The organism is Actinocatenispora comari (assembly GCF_017312725.1).
Lineage (GTDB): Bacteria > Actinomycetota > Actinomycetes > Mycobacteriales > Micromonosporaceae > Actinocatenispora > Actinocatenispora comari.
The window spans coordinates 39,570-58,723 of the sequence record NZ_BOPO01000008.1 but is presented as its reverse complement, the minus strand read 5'-3'; the positions used below and the strand labels follow the sequence as shown (position 1 = coordinate 58,723).

The window sequence follows — 19,154 nt, the reverse complement described above, 5'->3', positions numbered from 1 at the left end:
CCCGATCACGGCTTCACCATGACCACCCCGTGTCCCGCTCGCCGGTGCGATCGCCGCACACCGGCGCACGGTTGCTCACTCGTAGACGACCGCCGCCGCCAGCGCCCGCGCGAAGAACGTCCAGTCACCGGACTCCGGCATCTCCTGCCCGAAGTTCCGGTACCAACCGGGTGAGCTGTTGATCCACGAGGCGAGCGCGGCGAGGAACCGGTCGAGCGTGGCGTTCTCCCACTCGTCGCCCCGGCGGTCGAAGTCTTCCCGGAGCGAACGGACGAACGCGGCGAGCTCGTCCCGGCTGTGCACGGCGTTCGCCGGATGCGGCGAGGGCTCCCAAGTCACGGCCCGAACATATCGGGAACCGCCGGGTGGTGGGCGCGGCAGGGTTCGAACCTGCGACCCCTCGCTTGTAAGGCACACCCGGCCCGTCCGCCGTCGTCTCGCACCGTCCGACCTCGCAGGTGCCGCTCCCTCGGCGTGTCAGACGATCCGCCGTCGTCCGGCGCCGTTGATGTCAACCGATGATGTCAAGCCCACGCACACCTACGGTTCTTCTCCCATCCCGTCTGCCGTCGACCCACCCTCGGGGTAGCGGGCCGTGGCCAGGGCGCCAAGGTGGAGCGCCCTACCGGACGAACGACCTTGGCGCCCTGGTCGCGGTCTGCTACGGCATCGCCTGGGTCGTCGGTAGGCGGGATGGGAGCCGCCAGCCACCCACGATCCGGCACCCGCGTGGACTCCTCCCCCATCCTGGAGCCGGAGCCCCCCGCCGGAGGCAAAGACCGTGCGGCCAGCATGCAGACGGCCCGCATCCTCGTTGATGATCATCAACGGAGGGTGCGGGCCGCTGTCGTTCGGGCGCCGGCTGCCGGGCGGCGTGCGCCGCGCCGGAGGTGTGGGCGTGGCGCCGGCCGAGCGGCCGGCGCTGCGGCCCGCGTGCGGGCCGCCTTGATCTCGTGATGAAAGTTTCAACGGGGCGACGGGCCGCTGAGCGGCGGGCGCTGCGGGCTGAGGCTCGCCCCGGTGGAGCGCTCCTCGTAGCAGGCGGGGCAGAGTGCGATCTCAGCGGTGACTCGGCTCATCGCATCGAGCAGCGGGTCGGCGCACCTGGTCGCATTCGTCGCACCGCAGCGCTGGCAGGTCATCGCTTCGCCTCGTCATCGGGCGGCAGGTCGTTGACGGCCCGGAGCACCAGCGCGCGGGCATCCTCGCCGGTCGCTGCCTCCTGCCACAGCCGCTCCATGACTCGGATGTAGAGCTGCGCGTCCTGGTCGCGGTAGGTGGTCTCACCGAGGAACGTCTCGACGATCACCACGTCGTCGTAGATCTGGAACGAGTTCTGCGGCACGGTCGGCAGCGGAACGCCCATCGGGACTACGCCGAACCGGATGTTCGGCATGCCGATGATGGTCTGCAACCGATCGAGCTGGCCACGGTGCACGCTCGCCGGGCCAAGAACCCAGCGCAGCACAGGCTCAGCAAGCAGGAACTCGAACCGCTTCGAGCTGTCGTAGATCATCTGCTGCCGCTGCATGCGCACCGCGACGGCCTGGTCGACGTCGTTGATATCAAGGTCGTGCAGCTCGGTCATCTCAGTGAGGGCTCGGCGCGCGTAGTCAGGCGTCTGGACCAAGCCCGGAATCCAGGCCGTCTCGAAGTGCCCGATGACCTTGGAGTCACGAACGAGCTCGTTGTAGGTCTTCTGGACTGCCGCCTGACCTCGGCGCATTCGCCGCTTGAAGTCGCGGTGGTCGGTCTGCGCCTCGACCAACGCGCGCAGTAGATGTTCCCGCGCCTCGGCGTCGGCGTGGCAGATCTCGGCCCACGTGTCGATGTCTTCCGCCGTGGGCATCTGCTTGCCGTTCTCGATCTTCGAGACGCGCGACGGCTGCCAGCCGCAGGCTTCGGCGAGTTCCTTGCCGCTGAGCCCCGCCTGCGTACGAAGTGCACGCAGGCGGTCGCTCAGACCCCCGGGCTGGGTCAGTAGTTCCTCGATCGGTGTCACGTGCTGTACTCCTCAGGCGGCGATGTCCCGGACCTGATCCGGAACGCTGTAGTGGACTGCCAGGTCCCGCCACGCGCACGCCTGCACCACAGCCTCGGGGTCCGTGATCAGCTCGTTGCGGATCCGGTGTCCGGCGTCGTCGAAGTACATGACGATGAGCCGATCCGAGTCGAGCAACCACCAATCGCGGTCCCCGGCGGCTGGCAAGAGCCCCACCCCATGCGCGGTGGCCCTCGTCATGTAGCGAAGCGTCTCGCCAGCCTTGATATTCCACGCACCGATCCAGCGCTCCCAGCGCTGGTAGTCGGTCGGAGGGTCTTCCTGAACGCGTACCCGTTCGATGCGCTTGCCGGCCGCCGTCTGCTCAGAGACCTGAGCGAACCACTGCCGGAGCCCCTCGACCGTCGTCGGTACCTCAGGCTCGCCGCTGACGAACTTCGCGACGGTGTCATGCTCGCTCGGCTCGGAGTAGACGGGCTGAAGCTCGAGCCGAAACGCGGTGTGGCTGAACGTCGCCAACGACCGGGCGAAGTCTTCATCGGTGAGCGGGCGCATGACTAACCCAGCTCCCGCAGCCTGTCGAGGACGTTGGCCGGTACGAACACGCCGTCCTCGTTGTCGGCGAGTTGCCGAAGCTGCTGCCGAGTCTCGTCGTCAAGCTTGACGCCCTGGACGACGTAGCCGCCTTCGGTGCGGTAGAGCGCGGGGCACCCACCGCCGCCCGAGTGGACGTCCTTCCAGAGGAATTCCAGGTCCCACATCTGCGGTCACCTTCTGTCCGATTTACGAAGGTACTTGCTCCTGACCCACCGATGGTCGCACGTCGCGCACGAGCACGCAATCGCCCCGGCGCTGCGAAGCAACCGGGGCGTGACCTGCGGTATTGGAACCTGGCAAGCTCACCCTACTCGAAATTTCTCGCAATTGCTTGACATGGCGCCAGCGATCAGCGCAGTATTGCTCTTGTTCCCGGACTCAGGCGGTTCGGGCGTGATGACAGGAGTTGGGCGAATGATCAGGGACGCGCTGCCGATCGACTTCTCGTTGGTATTCGCGCACGGCGCGGCCGTGACGACCGACGTCGAGCAGGTCATGCAGTTCGAGGGCGGCAAGTCGACCGGTCGGCAGGAGATCGACAAGGAGACCGGCCTGCCGGTGTGGCAGGTGACCGTGATGGACGCGGACCCGGCGGTCAAGGGTCCGTCGAAGTCGGTCAAGGTCAAGATCTTGTCCGAGCTGCAGCCGGTGCCGCCGCCGGGCCTGCCGGGCTTCGAGTCGATCCGGCCGGTGGAGTTCGTCGGGATGACCGCGCGGGCGTATGTCACCGAGGTCATGCAGGGTCGCTACAAGGTCGCGTGGTCGCTGAAGGCGCGGGAGATGGTCGCGCCGATGACCGCTGCGCAGGTGGCGAGCAAGAGCGGCGAGAAGCCGCTGTCGCCGGTCAAGTAGAGCGACGCGGGGCGGGCGTCCCTTCCGCCAAGAACGATCGCCCGTCCCGCGTCTTCCAACACCCCACACCTCACAAGGGAGGTCGGGCTGTCATGCCCACGGTAACCCGTGCCCGGAGTCGGGCTGAGGACCGGTCATTCTGGGACTACTGCGCCAACTGCGGGTCGTTGTCTGCGATGCCGCCGGGTGCCTGGCTGTGCGACGAGTGTGCATGGTCGGTCGACGCCTGGTCGGTGTCGTCCACCACCAAGGGCGTCGCTCGGTCGCGCATCGGTGGTGATCGCTGATGGGGACGCGGCGGTCTATCTCGCGGGACATCGACGAACTGATCGCTTCGATCCCCAAGCCTGGTGCCTCGGCAGAGGAGCGCGCCGCGTACTACGACCTCAAGGCGCGAGTCTCGGAGCGGATCGCGACCGAGCCGAACGAACTGGGCGCAGACGCGGCCGAGGCTGCGGAGATGGCGCGTCGCGCTCGTGGCGAGGCTGCGCGCCTTCGGGGCGGTGATCGCTGATGCGCCGAGATCGTTTGCACGACAAGGCTGTGCGCGATCTGCTGCGTACCGCCCCGGGCTCGGAGGCCAGTGCCGAGCAGGCACGCCGCTGGTACGCCGAGCATGCCGATGAGTTCGCCGCTCTGTCCAGTTCGGACAGTGGCAGGCGGGCCGGTTCGTCGGGCGGTGGTCGACGGTGAAGCGCTCATCGCATGTCAAGGCGCCGGCTCGGGTCAAGAACCGCCGGTGCGGTCAGTGCGGGGTCGCTGAGGCGCCCATGGCGCTGTCAGAGGACGGGCTCTGTCCGTCGTGCGCAAGTCAGGACGGTCTGTTCGCGGTGGATCCGGCCTGGGTGGTTGACCCGGACCGGCGTGGTTCTCGGAGGGCGTCATGAGCGGCAGAAACAAGACCGTCACGGAGCGGCAGGGAACTGCGGCTGAGCGGCTGTTCCCGCGTGCTGCGGCCACGATCGAGTTCGTTGCCGCGCTGGGTCGCGGTATCGGCCGGCTCTTCCGCACGGCGTACCTGTTCCGCGTCGAGCTGCTGCTGATCGGCTGCGGCGTCTGGGTGTGGCTGAGGCTGTGGAACTGGCTGGGCTCGCCGGTGACCGCCGGCAAGGTCCTCGGCTCGATCCTCGCCGTGTTGCTCGTGCTGCGCCTGCTCTACGCGGCCGTGGGTAAGGCCGCTCCCACGATCGGGAAGCGTGCCGATCGGCTCGCCGGTAACCCGTTCGGTCGGGCGCTGCTGCGGATCGCCGCCGCGCATACGTGGCTCGTGGGTCTGCGCACGGTGCTGCGTCGTCACCGGGTGGGCCGGGTGCTGCTGTGGGCGGCAGGGATGCGTGCCCGTGCCCGAGTGGTGCGGCAGATGCGGGACGGCCTGACCGGTGTCCGGTTCGAGAACAACGCCGGCAAGCTGCCCCGCATCCGCAAGGTGCGCACCACCCCGGTCGGGGAGCGCATGACGCTGGTCTGCAAGCCGGGCCAGTCCGCCGAGCTGCTCGACACCCGCGCCGAGGAACTGCGGGCCGCTGCCAAGTCCCGCGACGTGCGCATCGTGCGCGACCCGAACCGGTCGGATCTGGTCACCGTCGATGTGGTGCGCCGTGACCCGCTGGCCGCCACGTCCGCGATCCGTTGGGACGGCCTGGATCACGACGCGCTCTCGATGTGGGACCCGGTCCACATCGGGATGGACGAGAACGGCGACCCGGTGCGGCTCTCGATGGTCGAGCGTCAGATCTTCCTGGCCGGTGAGCCTGGCTCCGGGAAGTCGTCGGGTGAGCAGGTCATCACCTGCCATGCGGCCAAGTCCCCGGACGCAGAGCTGCTGTTCATTGATCCCAACCGGGTCCAGTTCGCCCCGTGGGCCGACCGCGCCACTGCCTACGCCTACGCGGACCCCGACGACGCGCTCGAGGTGCTGAACATGGTTCGGGCCGAAGGTGACCGGCGGCTCGCGCTGCTCGAAAAGCTCCCAGGCGTGCAACGCAAGCTCACTCGCGAGATCGCTGAGGGCGAGGGCATCCCGCTCTGGGTCTTGTTCATCGACGAGTTGGCCTACCACACCTCTGTGATCGGCACGACGAATGGCCCGTTCGCCAAGGCGGCCCGCGACATCGTGTCCCGCTTCCGGGCGGCCGGGATCATCCCGGTGTTCGCGACCCAGCGGCCGACCTCCGACGTGGTACCGACCTCGCTGCGGGACCTGTTCAGCATGCGCACCGCCTACCGCACCACCACCCTCGCCTCCTCCGACGTGATCCTCGGCGAAGGCTGGGCGAGGCAGGGCTACTCGGCAACCGACATCGATCTCGCGAACCGGGGTGTGTCGTGGCTGCTGGCTGAGGGTGCGCTGCCGCGCCGGGTCAAGTGGGCCTGGATCGACGACGAGACCATCTCCGACCTGTCCATGACCACCGTGCGGTTCAAGCCACGCCGCGACCCGGTACCGACTCCCGCCACCGACGACACCGAGCAGGAGGGCTGAGCCATGGCGTCGACCGACACCGAACGGCCTGCGGGCAGCGCCGAGTCACGTATGCAGGTCGCGATTCTGCTGGTGATCGGTTGCACGGCCGGCGCCGCCTCCTTCACCCACGTTCACGACCTGGCCGTCAAGCACGGTCAGCCCGAGTGGATCGGCTGGGCCGACGCGATCGTGCTCGAGCTGATGTCGATTGCGCTCGGGTTGGAGATCCGGCGCCGTCGCCGTGCCGGTACTGCATCTGGCCGGTTCGTGGGCGCGGCGATCGGTGCGGCTGCCCTGCTGTCGCTGTCGGCACAGGTCGCCGGTGCGGAGTTCTCGTTCTGGGGCTGGGTGATGGCCGGACTTCCCGCTGCCGCCTTCCTGGTCCTGGTCAAGATGCTCCTCTCCCGCCCGGCGTCCGCCGCACGGGTCGCATCCGAGACGGAAACCGTTCCGCCACAACAGGACAACGTGCCGTCGGGTCCTGTCGAGTCGGCGCCGGTCCCGGCCGAAGCGATTGCTCCCGCGCCGGTCGTTCCGGTCGCTCGAACCGTCCCGCTGCCCCCGCTGCCAGTCGGACTGCTCGACCGCGCTCACGCCGTTGCCGCCGACTACGCCAAGGCGGGCCGCACGGTCGACCGCGATGGGCTACGCGCCGCGCTCGGCATCACGGCCGGGCAAGCCGACCGACTCCTCGTCGAGCTGACCGGCGCCCCGCACAACGGCCACCGCGCCGCCGTCTGAAAGGAGACCTCGATGGCTACCACGACCTCCCCGCCGCCCCGGCACTGCACCACCTGCGGCGCGCGCATGTGGTCCCTGTCCTCGATCGGGATCCGGTCCGGTTACAACGCCGGCCGCTGGATCGACGAGTGCGCCGACTGCGCGGACGGCGTACCGGAGTCCGACCGATCCCGACTCCCGATCCGCCGCGCCCACCGCTGACCGTCCTCAGTAGACCGCCAACCACAGAGACAGGAGTACCCGATGAAGCGCGAACGTCTGTTCTGGGACGCCAAGGACCGCGACGCCTGGCTGGACTCCAAAGAGTGCTGCCAAGCCTGCTCCACCTACTACGCCACCACCACCCGCGACGGAGACCGGGTTTGTGATGAGTGCGCGGCGTTCTGGGACCGCGAAACGAACACCAACCGCCGCGCCCGCTGACCGCTCCCGAACCCGTCAGGGACTGACTCGGAAAGGAGGCCCGTCATGACCGTCACCACGCTCCCCATCCATGAAGACACCGCGCGTTCGGCGTCGGTCGTGGCGGGCCTGCTGTCCGACTTCACCGGCCTGTCACTTGACCCCGACCTGTTGGCCAACGGGGACGCTCGTGGCCTGTCCGACCGGATCACGGACCCGTCGTTTGGTGCGTGGCTCGATCAGGCGGCCCACGTTCAGGGATGCACCCGCCCCGTCCGACTGTCCGGCTCGTCGACCACCATCGACCGGGCTACCGGGCAAGTGCTGTCGGTGTTTTCGTCGACCACGCTGCCCGATGGCGTGCTGTACGCGGCGTGCAAGAACCGTCGCGCCACTGTCTGCCCGGCCTGCGCGCACACCTACCGGTACGACACGTACCACCTGATCGCCGCCGGGCTGCGCGGCGGCAAGGAAGTCCCAGAGACCGTCACCGAACACCCGGCGGTGTTCGCGACCTTCACCGCGCCCGGTTTCGGCCCGGTGCACTCCGGCCCCGCCCACGCCGGCGCCGCCGGCTACCGCTGCCGTCCCCGCCACGACCGGCCGCGCTGCCCGCACGGCCGCCGACTGTGGTGCACCCGCATGCACGCACCCGGCGACCCAATGGTCGGGACCCCGTTCTGCCTGGACTGCTACGACCACGACCACCAGGTCGTCTGGAACCACCTGGTACCGAAGCTGTGGGACCGCACCATGACCGCGCTGCGCCGCCAACTCGGCAACACCCGCACTCTGCGCGTCCGGTACGCCAAGGTCGCCGAGTACCAACGTCGCGGCGTGGTCCACCTGCACGCGCTGTTCCGGCTCGATGGCTACGACCGCGACGATCCGGACTCGATCCTGCCCCCGCCACGCGACCCGTCTGGCCGCTGGCTCGTCGACGCCGACGACTTGGCCGCCGCGCTGCGCACCGCCGCCGCCACGACCGGCCTGCAGGCGCCATCGCACCCCGACCGCCCGGACGGGTGGCCGATCGTGTGGGGTGACGGTGGCCGAGGTCGGCACGTAGACGTCCGCGTCGTTCGGCGTGGTCTGTCCGACGCCCAGCTCACCGAGCAACACGTTGCCGGGTACATCGCCAAGTACGCCACCAAGGGCGCTGAGGACGCCGGCATCAACGCCCGGCGGTTGCGCGAGTCCACCGTGGGCATCTGGGCCGACCGCGGCACCCACGTCGGCCGGCTCGTCGCTGCCTGCTGGCGGCTCGGTCGCCCGGCCCGGTCACTGCGCCCTGACCTCGCGCACCCGTATAGCGGGCTGCGGCACTGGGCGCACATGCTCGGCTTCGGCGGCCACTTTTCCACCAAGTCGCGCCGCTACTCCACCACGCTCGGCGCGCTGCGGGCCGCCCGTCGACCGGAGAACCGTGTACCGACCGCCGGCCCCACCGCGATCGACCCCACCCAGGTCGACGCCGAGCAGCACAACACCGATACGACGCTGGTCATCAACGACTGGCACTTCGTCGGTACCGGCTGGCTGACCACCGCCGACGAGGCACTCGCCCGCGCCGCCGCCGACGCTGCTCGGTCACGCCGGCCCGTTGTCGTCGCCGCTTCCACCGCCGCCTGAACCTGGGCGCTGCATTCGCATCTTGACAACTCCACAGGGGACACACGAAGCAACGGTCACGCACCGTCGACAAATTACAGCTGCGCAACGTCGCGCACCGTCACGAAAGGAGGCCAATCATGGCCACCCAACCCGCGCTCTTCAAGCTCGACCCGCACATCCCGGCGGTCCACGCGGCAGCCGCCAAGGCACAGGCCACGCTGTCTGACTTCATGGCCAACCAGACGCCGGCTGCACCACAGCCGCTGTCCATCCGGCTCATCGGCACCCCGGAAGACGTCTCGACCTTCGTTGCCCTGGTCGTCGTGGCCACCGGCGACCGCTACGAACTCACCGCGCGACGTGCCCGAACCCCCGGCCACGTCCGCGCCTACCTCACCCCGCACCCCAAGGAGGACAGTTGACCACCGCACCCCTCATCTCGGAGCCGCCGCATCTGCTTCGTGTCGAAGATGCCGCCCGGCTGCTCGGCGTTGGCCGCTCCACCGCGTACGACTTGATCGCGGGTGGGCTGCTGCGCTCGGTCAAGATTGGCCGCCGCCGGCTCGTACCACGAGAGGCCATCACGGAGACGATCGACCGGCTCGAGCAGGAGGCCGCCTGATGGCTCGCCGCGCGAACGGTGAAGGGTCGATCTTCCCTCGAAAGGATGGTCGCTTCCAAGCTGCCTACTACGTCCTGACGCCGGATGGTCACCGCAAACGCAAGTACGTGTACGGCCGGACCCGCGACGAGTGCCACGCCAAGCTCGTCGACATGCAGGCCAAGACTGCGCAGGGCATCCCTCTCGCGGTCAAGACCTGGACGCTTGAGCGTTACCTCGGGTACTGGCTGCGTGACGTGGTGGGCCGGAACCGCCGGGCGTCGACGCTGGCCGGCTACGAGACCGTGATCCGCGTGCATCTCGTGCCGGCGCTCGGCAGCAAGCGCCTCGACCGGCTCACGCCGCGAGACGTCCGAACCCTGCTCAACGCAAAGAAGCGGAGCGGGCTGTCGGTTCGGATGGTCCAGTACGTCCACGCCGTGCTGCGCAACGCCCTGCAGAACGCGGTCCGCGAGGAGCTGCTCGTCCGGAACGTGGCAAAGCTGGTGCAGGTCGAGTCGCCTGACTACAACGTGGGCAGCGGGTTGTCACCCGCGCAGGCGAGAAAGCTTCTCGCGACGGTCCGGCCGACCCGGTGGCACGCGGTCTACGTCCTGGCGCTCACGCTCGGGTTACGACGCGGCGAGTTGCTCGGGCTCCGCTGGTCGGACATCGACCTGAGCAAGCAATGCCTGACCGTGCGGCACAACCTGGTGCGGGCTTCCGGCAAGCTCCTCGATCAGGCCCCGAAGACCCGGAAGTCGCGCCGGACGCTGCCGCTCCCCCAACCCGTGATCACCGCGCTACGCGAGCAGCGCACGCGGCAGGCAGAGGACCGCCTGCGGGCTGGATCGTCGTGGGTCGACAACGGGCTCGTGTTCGCCACCGCTGTCGGGACTCCGATTGAGCCGAGGAACCTGACTCGGCACTTCTACTCGGTTCGGGACCGTGCCGGACTGGGGTCGACCCGGTTTCACGACCTGCGGCACACCTGCGTAACGCTGCTGCTCGACCTCGGCACCCCGCCGCACATCGTGCAGGCCATCGCCGGACACAGTCACATCGACGTCACAATGACGATCTACGCGCACGCCGCGTTGGACGAGCAGGCGGCGGCGCTGCGCAAGCTCGGTGACGCCCTCGGGCAGGACGGTTGATGTCAACCGGTGATGTCAGAGGGCCTGGGCAAGATCGAATTCTGTTCGAAAGACGTCGATCTTGCCTGATGGCCGGGTGGTGGGCGCGGCAGGGTTCGAACCTGCGACCCCTCGCTTGTAAGGCGAGTGCTCTTCCGCTGAGCTACGCGCCCGGGCTGGCGACGAGGGTACCCGCCGCCAGTCGGGGTCGATCAGGCAACCTCGGCCAGGGCCTTGCGCCAGGCGGCCTGGTCGCGGGCGTCGCCGGGCAGGTTCATCTCGGCGAAGCGCACCGCGCCCTGCTTGTCGATCAGGAACGTGCCGCGGTTGGCGATGCCGGCCGCGTCGTTGAACACCCCGTACGCGGTGGCCACGGCGCCGTGCGGCCAGAAGTCGGCGAGGATCGGGAAGTCGTAGCCCTCCCGCTCGGCCCACACCTTGTGCGCGTACGGCGAGTCGACGCTGACCGCGAGCACCTGCGCGTCGTCGGTCTGGTACTGCGTCAGGTTCTCCTGCAGCTCGCAGAGCTCACCCTGGCAGACGCCGGTGAACGTCAGCGGGTAGAACACCAGCAGCACGTTCTTGTCGCCGCGGAAGTCCGACAGCGCCACGTCCTGGTTGTTCTGGTCCTTCAGCGTGAAATCCGGCGCCTGGGCGCCCACCTCGATCGGCATGTGCTCTCGAACGCTCCTCGTCTGTTGCCCGACGGCGGGTGGCGCGGTGGTGGGTGCCGGCGCGGGCGCCGACGGTACCGCCGCCACGGCGCCGGTGGTCGTGCCCAGCATGCCACCGGCCGGGGCCGGCCCGGCCGGCAGCCCGACTGCGGGCACACCGCGATGGCCGCCGGCGGGTGCACCGACCCACCGCCGGCCGCGCAGCGGACGCCCGGCCGCCCGGTCAGCGACCGCCTCGCCGGTCAGCGCTTGCCGCGACCCGCCTTCGGCGTGACCAACCGCGCGCCGGACCAGTCCCGCGCCGCGTTGATGTTGCTGGTCTGCTGGAACCCGACCGTGCGCACGGCCTCGGAGATCTCGCTGGGCTCGACATGGCCGTCCCGCCCCGGCTTCGGGGTCAGCAGCCAGATCATCCCGGTGTCGGCCAGTGGGCTCCGGGCGTCCATCAGGGTCTCGACCAGGTCGCCGTCGTCTTCCCGCCACCACAGCAGGACCACGTCGACCACCTCGTCGGTGTCCTCATCGACGATCTCCCCACAGCGGTCGATGACCGCCTCGCGGAGTTGTTCATCGACGTCCTCGTCATAGCCGATCTCCGTGACGATGCTGCTCGGCTCGATCCCGAGCCGTTCCGCCACGTTCGTCACGCCGTCGGCCTGACCAGCCGTCGCGCTCACAGTCGAGTGCCTCCTCGTCGTCGCCCCCGTGGCACCCGATCGGGCGCCGCAGCGGATCGTCCCATACGCCACCGCAATGGTGCCGCACCGACCAAGTTACGTTCCCCGAGCCGTCCCGGCGCGGCGAATCCCGGCACCGGTCGGAGCGGGACACACGGGCTGGCGGGAGACTAACCTGTCTCCGGCCGCCCGGGGAGCCCCACCCTTACCGAGTCGGGTACCCGCCCGACGACGGCGGGTAACCGCCGGCCGGCGGCGCCGCGGTCGGATCGGCCGGCGGACCTCCGGCGCCGTACGGTCCCGGCACCGGCCCGGGCGCGCCCTGGCGGGGCGGCGCACCGTACTGCGGGGGCACCGGTGGCTGGCCGTGCTGTGGCGCACCGTAGGGCCCCGGCGGGCCGTACGGCGCAGGCTGGCCGTACTGGCCCGGCTGCCCGGACGGCGCAGGCTGGCCGTACTGGCCCGGCTGGCCGTACTGGCCGGGTGGGGAGGGCTGGCCGGGCTGCGCCGGCTGGCCGGGTGCCGGGCCGTACGGACCGGGCGGGCCGTACGGTGGCGGGCCGGGCTGGCCGTAGGGCGGGTACGGGGCGGACGGCTGGCCGAACGGCGGGGGCGGCGGGCCGTACTGGGTGGGCGGGCGGCGGAAGCGGCCGAGGCCACCGAGCAACGAGCCACCGCTGGACCGGCGCCGGGCCCCGCGTACCGCGAAGCCGGCGGCGATCGACAGCACGACGCCGAGCACGGCGACCCCGAGCGGCCAGAGCGCACCCAGCGTGCTGTCCTCGACGACGTCGTCGCCGAGCGCCCGCAGCTGCACGTCCTTGCCCTCGTCGGAGTAGCTGCCGGCGCCGGGGATCTCGCCGTCGTGCTCGTGGCCGTCGGCGGTCTTCCAGGTGCCGTAGCAGTTCGTCTCGTTGTGGCTGCCGTGCCGCGAGTAGACCCGGTGGGTCTCGCACCGGTCGACGTGCGCGGTGACGGTCTCACCGGAGAAGTAGGTGTGCGCCTGGAAGATGCCGACACCGGTGAAGATGACGGTCATCAGGATGGCGATGACCAGCCAGCCGATGGCCCGCACGGGAGTGATGGACACGCCGCCACTCTAGGAGGCCCCGCAAAAGGGACGGCCGGCCGATGCGGTCCCGGCACCGTGGTACGAACCTCGCGGAACGCGCCGGCGCTCACCCGGGCAGCAGGGAGAACCGTACGGTGCGGACCGGGTTGTCGATGTTGGTGTCGACCAGGCAGATCGACTGCCAGGTGCCGAGCGCCAGCTGGCCGCCCAGGACCGGCACCGTCGCGTACGGCGGGACCAGCGCGGGCAGCACGTGGTCGCGGCCGTGGCCGGGGCTGCCGTGCCGGTGCCGCCAGCGGTCGTCGCGGGGCAGCAGCTCGTCCAGCGCGGTGAGCAGGTCGTCGTCCGAGCCGGCGCCGGTCTCCAGGATCGCCACGCCGGCGGTGGCATGCGGTACGAACACGTGCAGCAGGCCGTCGACCCGCCCGGCGCCGGCCAGGAACCGCTGCGCGGAGTCGGTCAGGTCGGTGACGGTGGGGCGGCCCCCGGTGCGGACGGTGATCTCCTGGGAGTACATGCACCGATCCTCGCCCACCGGCCGGGCCGGCGTGACGGCGCCCACGAATCGGAGGCAGGATGGCAGCAGCAGAAGACTCCACAAGAGATGACGAGGGACGACCCGTGGCCACGGAACGCAAGCGCCCGGTGATCAGCGACGGGCTCCCGAGCCAGATTCCGGACATCGACCCGGAGGAAACCACCGAATGGGTCGAGTCGCTGGACGCGGTCGTGGACAACCGCGGCCGGCAGCGTGCGCGCTACGTGATGCTGCGCATGCTGGAGCGGGCTCGGGAGCGCCAGGTGGGTGTGCCCGCGCTGACCAGCACCGACTACATCAACACGATCTCGCCGGAGCAGGAGCCCTGGTTCCCGGGCGACGAGTACATCGAGCGGCGGATCCGGGCGTACATCCGGTGGAACGCCGCGATCCAGGTGCACCGGGCGCAGCGCCCGGGCGTCGAGGTCGGCGGGCACATCTCGACCTACGCCTCGGCGGCCAGCCTGTACGAGGTGGGGTTCAACCACTTCTTCCGGGGCAAGAACCACCCGGGCGGCGGCGACCAGGTCTACTTCCAGGGGCACGCCTCCCCCGGCATGTACGCGCGGGCGTTCCTGGAGGGGCGGCTGAGCGAGCACCAGCTGGACGGCTTCCGGCAGGAGTTCAGCAATCCGGGCGGTGGGTTGCCGTCCTACCCGCACCCGCGGCTGCTGCCCGACTTCTGGGAGTTTCCCACCGTCTCGATGGGTCTCGGCCCGTTGGGGGCGATCTACCAGGCACGCTTCAACCGGTACCTGCACAACCGCGGCATGAAGGACACCAGCCAGCAGCGGGTGTGGGCGTTCCTCGGCGACGGGGAGATGGACGAGCCGGAGACGCTCGGCGCGCTCACCCTCGCCGCCCGCGAGGAGCTGGACAACCTCACCTTCGTGGTCAACTGCAACCTGCAGCGCCTCGACGGCCCGGTGCGCGGCAACGGCAAGATCATCCAGGAGATGGAGAGCCTGTTCCGCGGCGCCGGCTGGAACGTGATCAAGGTGATCTGGGGCCGGGAGTGGGACCCGCTGCTCGCCGCCGACGCGGACGGCGCGCTGGTCAACCTGATGAACGTGACGCCGGACGGTGACTACCAGACCTACAAGGCCGAGGACGGCGCGTACGTCCGGGAGCACTTCTTCGGGCGCGACCCGCGCACCCGCAGGATGGTGGAGAACTACACCGACGACGAGATCTGGAACCTCAAGCGCGGCGGCCACGACTACCGCAAGCTGTACGCGGCGTACCGGGCGGCGACCTCGCACACCGGGCAGCCGACGGTCATCCTGGCCAAGACGATCAAGGGCTGGACGCTGGGCAGCCACTTCGAGGCCCGCAACGCCACCCACCAGATGAAGAAGCTCAAGGCCGACGACCTGAAGAGCTTCCGCGACCGGCTCTACCTCGACATCCCCGACTCGGCGCTGGACCCGGTGCTGCCGCCGTACTTCCACCCCGGCGAGAAGTCCGACGAGTGGCAGTACATGATGGAGCGCCGCAAGCAGCTCGGCGGCTCGCTGCCGGAGCGCCGGCACCCGGTGATCGCGATGCCGCAGCCGAAACCGGAGCGGTACGACATGTTCGCGGCCGGCTCCGGCAAGCAGAAGATCGCCACCACGATGGCGATCGTGCGGCTGTTCAAGGAGCTGATGAAGGACAAGGAGTTCGGCGCGCACGTGGTGCCGATCATCCCGGACGAGGCACGCACGTTCGGGATGGACTCGCTGTTCCCCACGGCGAAGATCTACTCGCCGCACGGGCAGACCTACACGCCGGTCGACCGGGAGCTGTTCCTCGCCTACCGGGAGGCGACCAACGGCCAGATCCTGCACGAGGGGATCACCGAGTCCGGCTCGGTCGCCTCGTTCACCGCCGCCGGTACGTCCTACGCGACGCACGGCGTGCCGATGATCCCGCTGTACATCTTCTACTCGATGTTCGGGTTCCAGCGCACCGGCGACGGGTTCTGGGCGGCGTCGGACCAGATGGCCCGCGGCTTCGTGCTCGGCGCGACGGCCGGCCGCACCACGCTCAACGGCGAGGGGCTGCAGCACCAGGACGGCCAGTCGCCGCTGCTGGCGTACGCCAACCCGGCGGTGATCGGCTACGACCCGGCGTTCGCGTACGAGATCGCGCACCTGGTCTCCGACGGCCTGCGCCGGATGTACGGCGAGCACCCCGAGGACGTCTACTACTACTTCACCGTCTACAACGAGCCGATCGTGCAGCCGGCGCAGCCGGCGGACCTGGACGTGGACGGGCTGCTGCGCGGCATCTACCGGTACGCGCAGGGCGCCGGTGACGGGCCGAAGGTGCAGCTGCTCGCCTCGGGTGTGGCGATGCCGTGGGCGCTCAAGGCGCAGCAGCTGCTCGCCGACGACTGGGGCGTGTCGGCCGACGTGTGGTCGGTGACCTCGTGGACCGAGCTGCGCCGCGACGCCGACCGGGTCGAGGAGCAGAACCTGCTGCATCCGGAGCGGGAGGCGGCCACCCCGTACGTGACGAGCAAGCTCGCCGGTGCGGCCGGCCCGGCGGTGGCGGTCAGCGACTACATGCGGGCGGTGCCGGACCTGATCTCGCGGTACGTGCCGACCGACTTCACCTCGCTGGGTACCGACGGGTTCGGCCACTCTGACACCCGCGGCGCGCTGCGCCGGCACTACCACGTGGACGCCGAGTCGATCACCCTGGCGGCGCTGCGCCAGCTCGCCCGGCGCGGCGAGGTGGACGCGCAGGTACCGGCGCAGGCGTTCAAGAAGTACCAGCTGGACGACGTGAACGCGGCCCCGCAGGCGGAGGCCGGCGGCGACAGCTGACGCACTGTCCACAGTGGACGGCCCGGCACCGTGAAGGTGTCGGGCCGTCTTCGTCGCCGGCTTCGGTCGGCCGGCCCGGGTCGCCCGTTCGGGTGGTCGGTCGGGGTCGCAGCCCGGGCAGTCGGTCCGGGTCGCAGGTCCGGGCAGTCGGTCCGGGTCGACGGGCCGCACGTCGGTTCGGCCGGTCCGGGTCGCAGGCCCGGGGCAGTCGGTCCGGGTCGACGGGCCGCGCGTCGGTTCGGTCGGTGCGGATCGCAGGCCCGGGCAGTCGGTCCGGGTCGACGGGCCGGGCGTCGGTTGGGTCAGTCCGGGTCGGCGCGGTCGAACGGGAGCCGCAGCACCTCGCCGTCGGGTACCGGGTGGTTCGCCCGGACGGCGGCCCGCTCGTCGGCGGTCAGCGCGCGGTCGTAGAGGCGCACCTCGTCCAGCAGGCCGGCGAACCGGTAGCCGTTGTCGAGCCGCTGACCGAGCTCCAGCTGGTACGACACGGTCCGGGTGACCGAGCCGCTCACCGCGGCGCCGGTGGCGACCCGCGTGCCGTCGACGTACAGCGACAGGGCGCCGGCCTGCCGTTCCAGCGTCACGTGGTGCCAGGCCCGGTCGGCGTAGGCGGAGGTACTGGCGATCGAGGCGGTGCCGGCCGAGGTGGTCATCAGCGCGATCAGCCGGTGGTTGCCCGGCTCGGCCCGTAGCCACACCTGCGGTGCGCTGCCGCCCATCCCACCGAGCCACAGGATCGCCTGCCCGGCCGTGCTGCTGCCGTACCGGAACCAGGCGCCGAAGGTGAAGTCGCCGGCACCGAGCAGCCGGGCCCGGTCGTAGGGCACCCGGACGAAGTCGTCGGTGCCGTCCAGGGCGACGGCCGAGCCGAACCTGCCGTCGACCAGCGTCGGGCCGCACCCGCCGCCGTCCGGGCACCGGGAGGATCCGGTACCGGCCCAGGGACCGATCAGGTGCGCGTCGCCGTGCACGCCGGACAGGTCCGGGGTGCCCGGCCCGGGTCCGGGACGGTCGCCCAGGTAGGCGGTGTCGAAGCGGGCGAACCGGATCTCGTCGCGGGCGTCGACCGTGCCGCCCTCGTACAGCAGGCCGATCTCCTCGGCGCCGATCTGCACCAGGTCGGAGTAGCCGGACCAGTCGGTGGTGATCAGCTTGCCCTGGTCGGCGTCGTCCCAGGTGCGGCCCTCGTCGTAGGAGGAGCGGATCATCATCCAGCGCCGCCGGTCGGTGTCGGCGGGTGCGGCGAACAGCATCCGGGACGAGCCGGCGAGCCGCAGTACCGAGCCCTCCACCATCGGCGTGACCAGGTCGGGGATCGTGGTGAACGGGGTCGAGAACGAGGCGCCACCGTCCCGGCTGACCGCGTGGTCGCGGTTGCCGACGTCGGTACCGCCCTGTTCACGGCCGGCGACGTAGATCGATCCGTCGCTGCGTTCGGCGATGCTGAGCTCCGACGGCTTCTGCGGGTAGCTGCCGCCGGCCGGGTACCGGTACGTGTCGACGGCACCGAGGTGCCAGCTGTCGCCGTCGTCGTCGGAGTACACCAGCGCAGCATGGTTGGCGATCGGGTGGCCGTGCCCGTCGCTGGTCTCGGCGTTGACCCCGAACACCAGCCGCCCGGCGTACCGGCCGTGCACGAGCTGGATGCCGTGGTTGGGCCCGGACGCGTACCAGGAGTCCCAGTCCGGACGCTTGATCTGGGCGCCGAGGTCACGCGGGGTGGACCAGCTGACGCCGTCGTCGTCGGAGTACTGCAGGTACGGGGTGCGGGGGCAGGGCACCGCGCAGCCGGCCGAGTCGGTACGGCCCGGGTTGCGCGTGCTGATCAGCAGGATCCGGCCGGTGCGCCGGTCCACGATCGGTACCGGGTTGCCGTGGGTGTCGCCGTTGCCGGCGTCGACCAGGATCTGCGGCCCCCAGGTACGGCCGCCGTCGGTGGAGCGCCGGACGACCAGGTCGATGTCGCCGGCGTCGCCGCAGTTGGCGAGCCGGTGCTCGGCGAACGCGAGCAGCGTGCCGTGCGCGCTGCGCACGACGGCGGGGATCCGGTAGCAGCCGTGGGCGAGGTCGGTGGGTGCCCGGAACAGCACCTGCTGGCCGAACCCGGCGGCCGGGTCGGTGGTGGTGGATCCGGTGGCGCTCGGACCGGTGGTGGCCGGTCGGGCCGAGGCCGGAGCCGGAGCCGGGGCGAGCGTCGGAACGAGCAGGGTGGCGGCGAGCAGCACGACGACCCGTCGGGTACGGCCGGGTCGTCGGGTCGGTGGGAGCGGCTGGGGCATGGCGGGGTCCCTCCTGCCGAAACCAGACATAGGACGTACTATGTCTTCGAATGGAAGGTAGGCGGGCGAGTCGGCGCTGTCAACCGCCCGGCCGGCGCCATCGGGCCGCGCCCGGTACGGCGGGGAACGGCCCGGCACCGGCTCGTCGCCGGGCTGCCGGGCCGTTCGCCCGGGAATCAGGCCGCGGCGGGGTCCAGCACCGCGGTCCGGCCGCGGCGCCGGGCGATGAGGTGGTCGAGCGACAGCGGGCCGCCGGCGAAACCGACGAGCAGGGCGGCGAGGCCGAGGACCAGGACCAGTTCGAAGCCGCCGGCGGCGCTGAACACCCCGTGGCTGACGTGCACGAACAGGAAGGCGCCGGCCATGTCCAGGAACAGCAGGGCGCCGACCACCGGCAGCGCCAGCCCGGCGATCAGCAGCACCCCGCCGACCAGCTCGACCAGCGCCGCGTACCAGGCGGAGATCGTCGGCGCGGGTACGCCCAGGTGCCCGAAGCCGGTGGCGGTGGCGCCGACGCCGTCGGTGACGAGCTTCTGCCAGCCGTGCGCGACGAACACCACGCCGAGGCCGAGGCGGGTGGCGAGCGCCAGTACGGCGCGGATCGTGGGCAGGTGACGGTCCATGGCGTCCGGTCCTCCAACATCGACAGTGCCTTCAAAAGCCACTTTCACCGCGAAATCTCAGAAGCCACT

General features: G+C 70.5%; 22 protein-coding genes and 1 tRNA gene. 11 read left to right on the top strand and 12 right to left on the bottom strand.

Features of this window, described 5'->3' with window-relative positions:
- Nucleotides 1–75: 75 nt before the first annotated feature.
- From NUM_RS04800 to NUM_RS04785, 4 genes are all read right to left on the bottom strand, one after another.
- On the bottom strand, nt 76–339 hold the full coding sequence (locus tag NUM_RS04800) for a DUF7660 family protein (protein ID WP_207123324.1): 264 nt from the start codon (nt 337–339) through the stop codon (nt 76–78).
- 799 nt (nt 340–1,138) lie between these two features.
- The gene (locus NUM_RS04795; RefSeq protein ID WP_207123323.1) at nt 1,139–2,002 is read right to left on the bottom strand and encodes a helix-turn-helix domain-containing protein; all 864 of its coding nucleotides are present in this window, start codon (nt 2,000–2,002) and stop codon (nt 1,139–1,141) included.
- Nucleotides 2,003–2,014: 12 nt separating this feature from the next.
- Nucleotides 2,015–2,557: a DUF6879 family protein gene (locus tag NUM_RS04790; RefSeq protein WP_207123322.1), complete on the bottom strand. Its 543-nt coding sequence runs from the start codon at nt 2,555–2,557 to the stop codon at nt 2,015–2,017.
- 2 nt (nt 2,558–2,559) lie between these two features.
- On the bottom strand, nt 2,560–2,763 hold the full coding sequence (locus tag NUM_RS04785; protein WP_207123321.1) for a lipid A biosynthesis lauroyl acyltransferase: 204 nt from the start codon (nt 2,761–2,763) through the stop codon (nt 2,560–2,562).
- Nucleotides 2,764–2,935: 172 nt separating this feature from the next.
- On the opposite strand from NUM_RS04785, the gene NUM_RS04780 reads away from it, so the two are divergent.
- On the top strand, nt 2,936–3,451 hold the full coding sequence (locus NUM_RS04780; protein WP_207123320.1) for a hypothetical protein: 516 nt from the start codon (nt 2,936–2,938) through the stop codon (nt 3,449–3,451).
- A gap of 145 nt (nt 3,452–3,596) precedes the next feature.
- Here NUM_RS04780 and NUM_RS37610 read toward each other — a convergent pair whose 3' ends face one another.
- A complete protein-coding gene (locus NUM_RS37610) occupies nt 3,597–3,722 on the bottom strand; it encodes a hypothetical protein (protein ID WP_263975104.1) in 126 nt (41 codons plus the stop codon).
- Between the two features lie 15 nt (nt 3,723–3,737).
- Here NUM_RS37610 and NUM_RS04775 point away from each other — a divergent pair, with 15 nt between their 5' ends.
- From NUM_RS04775 to NUM_RS04735, 9 genes are all read left to right on the top strand, one after another.
- The gene (locus tag NUM_RS04775) at nt 3,738–3,965 is read left to right on the top strand and encodes a hypothetical protein (RefSeq protein WP_207123319.1); all 228 of its coding nucleotides are present in this window, start codon (nt 3,738–3,740) and stop codon (nt 3,963–3,965) included.
- A 582-nt stretch (nt 3,966–4,547) separates the two neighbouring features.
- Nucleotides 4,548–5,933, top strand: a complete 1,386-nt coding sequence (locus tag NUM_RS04770; protein ID WP_207123318.1) for an FtsK/SpoIIIE domain-containing protein — start codon at nt 4,548–4,550, stop codon at nt 5,931–5,933.
- Between the two features lie 3 nt (nt 5,934–5,936).
- The gene (locus NUM_RS04765) at nt 5,937–6,656 is read left to right on the top strand and encodes a DUF2637 domain-containing protein (RefSeq protein ID WP_207123317.1); all 720 of its coding nucleotides are present in this window, start codon (nt 5,937–5,939) and stop codon (nt 6,654–6,656) included.
- A gap of 12 nt (nt 6,657–6,668) precedes the next feature.
- Complete coding sequence (locus NUM_RS04760) at nt 6,669–6,857, top strand: hypothetical protein (RefSeq protein WP_207123316.1); 189 nt, start codon at nt 6,669–6,671, stop codon at nt 6,855–6,857.
- 42 nt (nt 6,858–6,899) lie between these two features.
- Complete coding sequence (locus tag NUM_RS04755) at nt 6,900–7,079, top strand: hypothetical protein (protein ID WP_030449863.1); 180 nt, start codon at nt 6,900–6,902, stop codon at nt 7,077–7,079.
- A 45-nt stretch (nt 7,080–7,124) separates the two neighbouring features.
- Nucleotides 7,125–8,690: a replication initiator gene (locus NUM_RS04750; RefSeq protein ID WP_207123315.1), complete on the top strand. Its 1,566-nt coding sequence runs from the start codon at nt 7,125–7,127 to the stop codon at nt 8,688–8,690.
- Nucleotides 8,691–8,809: 119 nt separating this feature from the next.
- Nucleotides 8,810–9,094, top strand: a complete 285-nt coding sequence (locus tag NUM_RS04745) for a hypothetical protein (protein ID WP_207123314.1) — start codon at nt 8,810–8,812, stop codon at nt 9,092–9,094.
- The gene (locus tag NUM_RS04740) at nt 9,091–9,294 is read left to right on the top strand and encodes a helix-turn-helix domain-containing protein (RefSeq protein WP_207123313.1); all 204 of its coding nucleotides are present in this window, start codon (nt 9,091–9,093) and stop codon (nt 9,292–9,294) included. Before NUM_RS04745 ends, NUM_RS04740 begins: the two co-directional genes overlap by 4 nt.
- A complete protein-coding gene (locus tag NUM_RS04735; RefSeq protein ID WP_207123312.1) occupies nt 9,294–10,430 on the top strand; it encodes a site-specific integrase in 1,137 nt (378 codons plus the stop codon). The genes NUM_RS04740 and NUM_RS04735 overlap by 1 nt, the downstream gene beginning before the upstream one ends.
- 77 nt (nt 10,431–10,507) lie before the next feature.
- Here NUM_RS04735 and NUM_RS04730 read toward each other — a convergent pair.
- The 5 genes from NUM_RS04730 to NUM_RS04710 form a co-directional block, all read right to left on the bottom strand.
- Nucleotides 10,508–10,582: transfer RNA gene (locus NUM_RS04730), tRNA-Val, on the bottom strand.
- A 39-nt stretch (nt 10,583–10,621) separates the two neighbouring features.
- On the bottom strand, nt 10,622–11,083 hold the full coding sequence (locus tag NUM_RS04725; protein ID WP_207123311.1) for a peroxiredoxin: 462 nt from the start codon (nt 11,081–11,083) through the stop codon (nt 10,622–10,624).
- A gap of 242 nt (nt 11,084–11,325) precedes the next feature.
- On the bottom strand, nt 11,326–11,760 hold the full coding sequence (locus tag NUM_RS04720) for a DUF3052 domain-containing protein (protein ID WP_030444372.1): 435 nt from the start codon (nt 11,758–11,760) through the stop codon (nt 11,326–11,328).
- A 205-nt stretch (nt 11,761–11,965) separates the two neighbouring features.
- Entirely contained in the window at nt 11,966–12,850 is an 885-nt protein-coding gene (locus NUM_RS04715; protein WP_207123310.1) for a hypothetical protein, read from the bottom strand.
- An 88-nt stretch (nt 12,851–12,938) separates the two neighbouring features.
- Nucleotides 12,939–13,349 (bottom strand): secondary thiamine-phosphate synthase enzyme YjbQ, encoded by a 411-nt coding sequence (locus NUM_RS04710; protein ID WP_207123309.1) that lies wholly within the window; start codon nt 13,347–13,349, stop codon nt 12,939–12,941.
- Nucleotides 13,350–13,453: 104 nt separating this feature from the next.
- Between NUM_RS04710 and aceE the strand changes: the two genes are divergently transcribed.
- Complete coding sequence (gene aceE / locus NUM_RS04705) at nt 13,454–16,183, top strand: pyruvate dehydrogenase (acetyl-transferring), homodimeric type (RefSeq protein WP_207123308.1); 2,730 nt, start codon at nt 13,454–13,456, stop codon at nt 16,181–16,183.
- Nucleotides 16,184–16,485: 302 nt separating this feature from the next.
- On the opposite strand, the gene NUM_RS04700 is transcribed toward aceE, so the two are convergent.
- Both NUM_RS04700 and NUM_RS04695 read right to left on the bottom strand, forming a co-directional pair.
- Nucleotides 16,486–18,462 carry a sialidase family protein gene (locus NUM_RS04700; RefSeq protein ID WP_207123307.1) on the bottom strand — a complete coding sequence of 659 codons (1,977 nt, stop codon included), beginning with the start codon at nt 18,460–18,462 and terminating at the stop codon, nt 16,486–16,488.
- Between the two features lie 176 nt (nt 18,463–18,638).
- Nucleotides 18,639–19,085: a DoxX family protein gene (locus NUM_RS04695; protein WP_207123306.1), complete on the bottom strand. Its 447-nt coding sequence runs from the start codon at nt 19,083–19,085 to the stop codon at nt 18,639–18,641.
- Between the last annotated feature and the right edge of the window lie 69 nt (nt 19,086–19,154).